7 protein-coding genes are annotated in these 5,440 nt (G+C 75.3%); 3 read left to right on the forward strand and 4 right to left on the reverse strand.

From position 1 onward, the window contains the following. Positions 1-1,144, forward strand: a 1,144-nt coding sequence (locus tag AC0CYZ_RS30800; RefSeq protein WP_472221920.1) for an FAD binding domain-containing protein, incomplete at its 5' end; no start/stop codon positions are given. A 69-nt stretch (positions 1,145-1,213) separates the two neighbouring features. Here AC0CYZ_RS30800 and AC0CYZ_RS30805 read toward each other — a convergent pair. From AC0CYZ_RS30805 to AC0CYZ_RS30820, 4 genes are all read right to left on the reverse strand, one after another. Further along, positions 1,214-1,987: an SDR family oxidoreductase gene (locus tag AC0CYZ_RS30805; RefSeq protein WP_472221921.1), complete on the reverse strand. Its 774-nt coding sequence runs from the start codon at positions 1,985-1,987 to the stop codon at positions 1,214-1,216. 42 nt (positions 1,988-2,029) lie between these two features. Further along, positions 2,030-2,644 (reverse strand): hypothetical protein, encoded by a 615-nt coding sequence (locus AC0CYZ_RS30810; protein WP_472221923.1) that lies wholly within the window; start codon positions 2,642-2,644, stop codon positions 2,030-2,032. Between the two features lie 74 nt (positions 2,645-2,718). Then, a complete protein-coding gene (locus AC0CYZ_RS30815) occupies positions 2,719-3,531 on the reverse strand; it encodes a class I SAM-dependent methyltransferase (protein WP_472221925.1) in 813 nt (270 codons plus the stop codon). Next, positions 3,528-4,505 carry a nicotianamine synthase family protein gene (locus AC0CYZ_RS30820; RefSeq protein ID WP_472221927.1) on the reverse strand — a complete coding sequence of 326 codons (978 nt, stop codon included), beginning with the start codon at positions 4,503-4,505 and terminating at the stop codon, positions 3,528-3,530. The genes AC0CYZ_RS30815 and AC0CYZ_RS30820 overlap by 4 nt, the downstream gene beginning before the upstream one ends. 53 nt (positions 4,506-4,558) lie before the next feature. Here AC0CYZ_RS30820 and AC0CYZ_RS30825 point away from each other — a divergent pair, with 53 nt between their 5' ends. Continuing rightward, positions 4,559-4,915 carry an ArsR/SmtB family transcription factor gene (locus AC0CYZ_RS30825; RefSeq protein WP_472221929.1) on the forward strand — a complete coding sequence of 119 codons (357 nt, stop codon included), beginning with the start codon at positions 4,559-4,561 and terminating at the stop codon, positions 4,913-4,915. A 49-nt stretch (positions 4,916-4,964) separates the two neighbouring features. Next, positions 4,965-5,440 (forward strand): GNAT family N-acetyltransferase (locus AC0CYZ_RS30830; RefSeq protein ID WP_472221931.1); only part of this gene is annotated, 476 nt, incomplete at its 3' end.

Here is a 5,440-nt window from a genome sequence, read left to right on the forward strand (position 1 = left end):
GGTGCAGGCCGCGGTGGTCGGTGGTTCGGTCGGCGGGTTGTGCGCCGCGATCGCGCTGCGTGACGTCGGCTGCGAGGCCACCGTGTACGAGCAGGCCGCGCAGGCCCAGCGGGGCCGGGGCGCCGGGATCGTCCTCCACCCCCACCTCGCGTCGTTCCTGGAGCGGCACGGGATCGCCGCACCCGAGGACGTCGCCGTCCCGAGCGCCCGGCGCATCGAGCTCGACCGCGCCGGGACCGTGACGTCGACCGACGAGACCCGGCAGTGGATGACCTCCTACGACGCGCTCGTCGGCGCCCTGCGCTCCGCCCTCGACGACGGCGCCTACCGCACCGGCACCCGCGTCACCGGTGTCTCCGACGACGGGCGCACCCTCGACGTCGAGGACGGCGACCCCGTCACCGCCGACCTCGTCGTCGCCGCCGACGGCGCAGGCTCGACGCTGCGGGGCCGCCTCGCCCCCGACGTCACGGCCGCGTACGCGGGGTACGTGGCGTGGCGCGGGCTGTGCGACGAGGCGGATCTCCCGCACCGGGCGGCCGACACGCTGCCCGGTGCGTTCGCCTTCTTCACCGACCCCGAGCCCGTCCCGTTCCCGACCCAGATCCTCTCCTACCTGGTGCCCGGCCCGGGGCGTGAGCTCGCGCCGGGCCGTCGGTCGCTGAACTGGGTCTGGTACCAGCCCGTGGCCGACCTCGCCGCCCACCTGACCGACCGCGACGGGCGCGTCCACGAGTGGTCACTGCCGGCCGAGGCGCTCGGCCCCGACGCCGTCACCCGCCGTCGGGACCTCGCCCGACGACGGCTGCCCGACGTCTACGCCGACCTCGTCGCGGCCACGTCCTCGCCCTCGATCCAGGCGATCACCGACCTCGCCTCGTCCCGCTGCGTCGTCGGGCGCACGGCGCTGATCGGCGACGCCGCGTTCGTCCCCCGCCCGCACACCGCCTACGGCAGCGCGAAGGCCGCGGTGGACGCCGACACGCTCGCCGACGCCCTCCGCGCCCACGACCACGCCGTCGACGCCGCCCTCGCGGCCTGGGAGCCCGACACGGTGGCCCGCGGCCGGCGCGTGGCCGACGAGGGCGCCCGGCTGGGCGCCCGGTTCGGGCTCGGGACGGACGTACCGGCCGCCCCGGCCTGACCCTGCGTCCTAGCCCTGGGCGAGGTGGGAGACGTGCTGCCATGCCCGCCAGGTCTCGAGGCGCGAGGCCTAGTCGGCCTCAGCGATCCCCAGCGGGGCGTCGCCGAAGAACACGCGCAGCGGCGGCTCGTCGGCGTCGACGATCTCCATGACGGCCTTGGCGCTGGCCGCCGGGTCGCCCGGCGCGCTCATCCGGCCCTTGCGGGCCTGCGCGGCCTGCTCGCGGACGCCGTCGTAGGCCGGCAGCGCCGTCGCGTGCCGGGCGGAGGACCCGCCCCAGTCGGTGGAGAAGCCGCCGGGCTCGATGAGGGTGACGTGGATGCCGAAGCCGGCGACCTCCTGGGCCAGGGCCTGGCTGAAGCCCTCGAGGGCCCACTTCGAGGCGTGGTAGGCGCCGACGTTCTGGAAGGCGGAGATGCCGCCGATCGACGACACCTGCAGCAGGTGGCCGGAGCCCTGCTCGCGCAGCAGCGGCAGTGCGGCCTGGGTGACCCACATGGCGCCGAAGACGTTCGTCTCGATCTGCGCCCGGAAGTCGTCCTCGCTGAGCTCCTCGATCATGCCGAACTGTCCGTAGCCGGCGTTGTTGACCACGACGTCGAGGCGGCCGAAGTGCTCGTGGGCCTGCGTCACCGCGGCGAAGGCGGCGGCGCGGTCGGTGACGTCGAGGGTCAGCGCCAGGATGCGGTCGCCGTACTCGGCCACGAGGTCGTCGAGCGAGCTCGCGTCGCGCGCCGTGGCGACGACGGAGTCACCGCGCTGCAGGGCCGCGATAGCCCACTCCCGGCCGAAGCCGCGCGAGGTGCCCGTGATGAACCAGATCTTGCCGTTCGGAGTGCTCACACCCTCGACGGTAGGAGTTCGAGCGCACTCGAAGGCAACCGCTCAGACGGTGGCCCCCGCCACCCGCAGGGTGAAGGACGTGCGCGGGCCCTCGCGCGGGCCGTCGACGGCGTGCAGCGGCCGGTCGTCGTCGGTCCCGGCCAGTCCGGGCCCGCGCAACAGCACGAGGCTGCCGGCGTCGGCGTCCCAGGCCCGGACCGTGGTGCCCTCCCGGTCGGAGCACTGCCGCAGCCGGGCCGAGCCCTCGAGGGTGAGGATCGCGACGAGGTACCGGTGCCGCTTGCCGTCGCGGTGGACCGAGATGCCCGCGCTGCCGGGTGCGTAGCGCTGCACGGTGACCTCGTCGGGAACCCAGTCCCCCAGGCCGTCGATCTCGCGGGCGTGCGCGTGGACGGCAATGACGACGGCGTCGCGCAAGGCGTGCACGGCGGGACGCCGGTCGATCTGGGGACCGGTGAGCACCAGGTGCTCGCCCTCCTGCCGCACCCCGAACGGACCCTCGACCGCGGGAAGCGCGGCGAGCGTCTCGACGGCGAGCTCGTCGAGCACCGCCCGGCACAGCGCCGGCGGCACGACGCCGGGCTCGCACGCGGCGCCGTCCCGCGCGGTCCGGTGCAGCACGGGTCCGAGGTCGCGGGCGGGCACGACACGTCCCACGTCGCCCATGCTCTTGGATACCCGTTCGATCCGCGCCGCGGCCCATGCACGACGAGTCCTCGCGACCCCGGCGATCAGCGTCCCCGCGGGCGTCGGCCGATGGCGGTGAAACCGACGCTGACGTGGGCGGGCTGATCATCGCGCGCGTCGAGCGTACGAAAATCCTCGTCCCACCGTGCGACGTCGGCGCGCGTCGCATCTCCTGCGGCGACCATGGCCTCGCGGGCCGCCCACGCGGGACCACGTCGGCCGGGGCTGCGCGGGCGCGTGGACCGCCGGCCGTGGTGCTCGACGAGCTCGGCGCCGGCGGCCAGGAGCAGCTCGCCCAGCCGCTGGCCGACCGCGACGTCGTTCCCGCGGCCGCGCTCGAACCGCTCGAGACGCTCGAAGAGCTCGGAGACCGGAGCCGTCGGTGGCTCGACGCGGATGAGGGTCATGTCGATGTCGAAGAGGTAGACCCAACCGCCCGGGCGCAGCAGGGAGAGCGCGTGGTCGACGATGGCCTGCTCGTGCCCGCCGTTGTGCACCAGCACCAACCGGACGATCACCCCGTCGAACCGACCCGCCCGCAACCCCGAGTCCCAGGCCAGACCCTCCACCAGGCGCACGGTGTCCGCCGCGTCAGCCGCGTCGACGTCGGTGCGGCCCCGCCGGACCGCCTCGGGGTCCGAGTCGACGCCTACCAGCTCTCCGGAGGATCCGACCAGGTCCACCAGCCCCAGCAGGGTGGCCGCGGGACCGCACCCCAGGTCGGCGATCCGGGCGCCGCGACCCACCCCGAGCCGCGCCCACAGATCACGCTCCCGGTCCCCCGCCCCGGCCGCCTGCGCCCGCAGCCGGGCGTGCTCCTCGTCGTCGAGCGACAGCGCGTACCGCCCGTCGGTCACCCCGCGCCTCCGCTTCGGCCCGGAACGGCGTCGGCCCGCCGGCCCTTCCTCTCCGGGACCTCGGCCACGACGACGGAGTTCACGACGTCGGTGTACGGGTGCACGACGGCGAGGGTGCGCAGGCCGGGCAGGTCGTCGGGATCGAGGACCGGGTAGAGCAGGCCGCGCAGGGAGTGGGCACTGCGCGCGAGGACCAGCGTGCCCGGGCGGAGGTGGCGGCCGAGGTGGTCGAGCAGCCGGTCCTTGGCATCGGGGTCGAGACCCGCCAGGGCGGCGAGGTAGACCAGGTCGTAGCTCGCCCAGTCGTACCCGTCGCGCTCGTCGAGCACGTCACCGACGCGGAAGCGCAGCGCGCCGCACCCCAGCGCGGCCGCGAGGTCGGCCCCGAGGCGGACGGCGTCGGGCTCGCGGTCGAGGTTGTCGACCTCGCACCCGTGGCGCTCGGCGAGCAGCAGCGACGTCAGCGGCAGCGGACCCGAGCCGATGAACAGGACCCGACGGACCGGGTGCGGCGTCAGCCCGGCGACCGTGTGGTGCTCGAGGCGGGTCAGGTCGCCGTAGTTGCGGTGGTAGGGGAAGCGGGTGAGCTCGGCGCGGGGGTCGGGGTGCTCGGCGATTCGCCGGGCCCACGACCGTTCGAGCTCGAACTCCCCCTCGGCGCACAGGCGCCGCAGGCTCGGCAGCAGGCGATCGACGGCCGGGTCGCGCAGCACCGCGTCCGCCTCCCGGGCCGCCGCGGGGTCCACGGCCAGCGACACCAGCCGCTCGAACAGCTCGTTCGTCGCGGGCTCGGGCGACAGGTGCGGTCGGGCGCGCAGCGCCTCGTGGAGCGCGCGGACCTGCGCGATCACCGGGCCGACGTCCGTCGGACGGGTCTCGGCGTGGCCGCAGGAGCGCACCCCGTGCCGGGTGGCGCTGACGAGGTGGGGGCCGAGGTGGTGATCGACGGCGACGCCCGACGTCGTGCTCGCCATGCGGTGTCCTCCACGGTGGTGTCCGGCCGGTTCTCGTGCCACCATACGTGCTCGTGTGCGCACGCGACAACGAGGCAGCGGCCGGGTCCTGGCAACAGCTGCCTCCGGACGACCGCGTCGAGACGGCCGTCGAGGGCCTGCGCATGCTCGCCGACCCGACCCGCCTGCGGATCCTCTGGCTGCTCAGTGGCGACGAGCTCGACGTCTCGACGCTGGCCGAACGTCTCGACGTGGCCCGCCCGGCGGTCTCGCAGCACCTGGCCAAGCTCCGCCTGGTCGGCCTGATCACCCAGCGCCGCGACGGACGGCGCGTGCTCTCCCGGGCCCGCGACCACCACGTCGCCGACCTCATCTCCGGGCTCATCCACGACGCCGGGCACCGGCTCGCGGAGCGCGCGCCGCCGAGCTGACCCTTTCGCGTGATCGTGCCACTTGCCAGCCATGTGCGAGAGTGGCCGGATGACCACGGTGCCCGGCCTGGCTCCCCCGTCCGCACCACGCGCCACGCGGCCGGCCGTCCGCCGGGCCGCCCCGGCCGACCTGCCCGCGATCGAGATCCACATGCGGCGCATGCTCGCCGACGAGCTCGGCGGCTACGACCCCGCCCTGCACGCCGACGTCGACGACCTGGCCGGCTCCTATCTCGGGTCCGACTCCTGCGCCCTGTTCGTCTGCACCCGCGAGGTCCCGGGGGTCGGCGAGGTCGTCGCGGGGACGGCCGTCGTGCGGCCCGGCGGACCCTCGGCCCGCTACGTCCCGGCGTGGTTGTGGCAGCGGTACGCCGACTCCCCCACCGGGCAGATCGGTCGGGTGTGGGTGGACCGGCGCCACCGACGGCACGGCGTCGGGCAGGCCCTCGCGCTCGCCGGGGCGCGTTGGGCGATCGAGGTCGGCTACTCCCCCGTGTGCCTGCACACCAACGCCGCCGTGCCCGG

It is taken from the genome of Actinomycetospora sp., from assembly GCF_055612215.1.

Coding starts and splice junctions, on each gene's coding strand:
- AC0CYZ_RS30820 (WP_472221927.1), bottom strand. CDS start 4,505: ATGGCGAGCACGACGTCGGGCGTCGCCGTCGATCACCACCTCGGCCCC.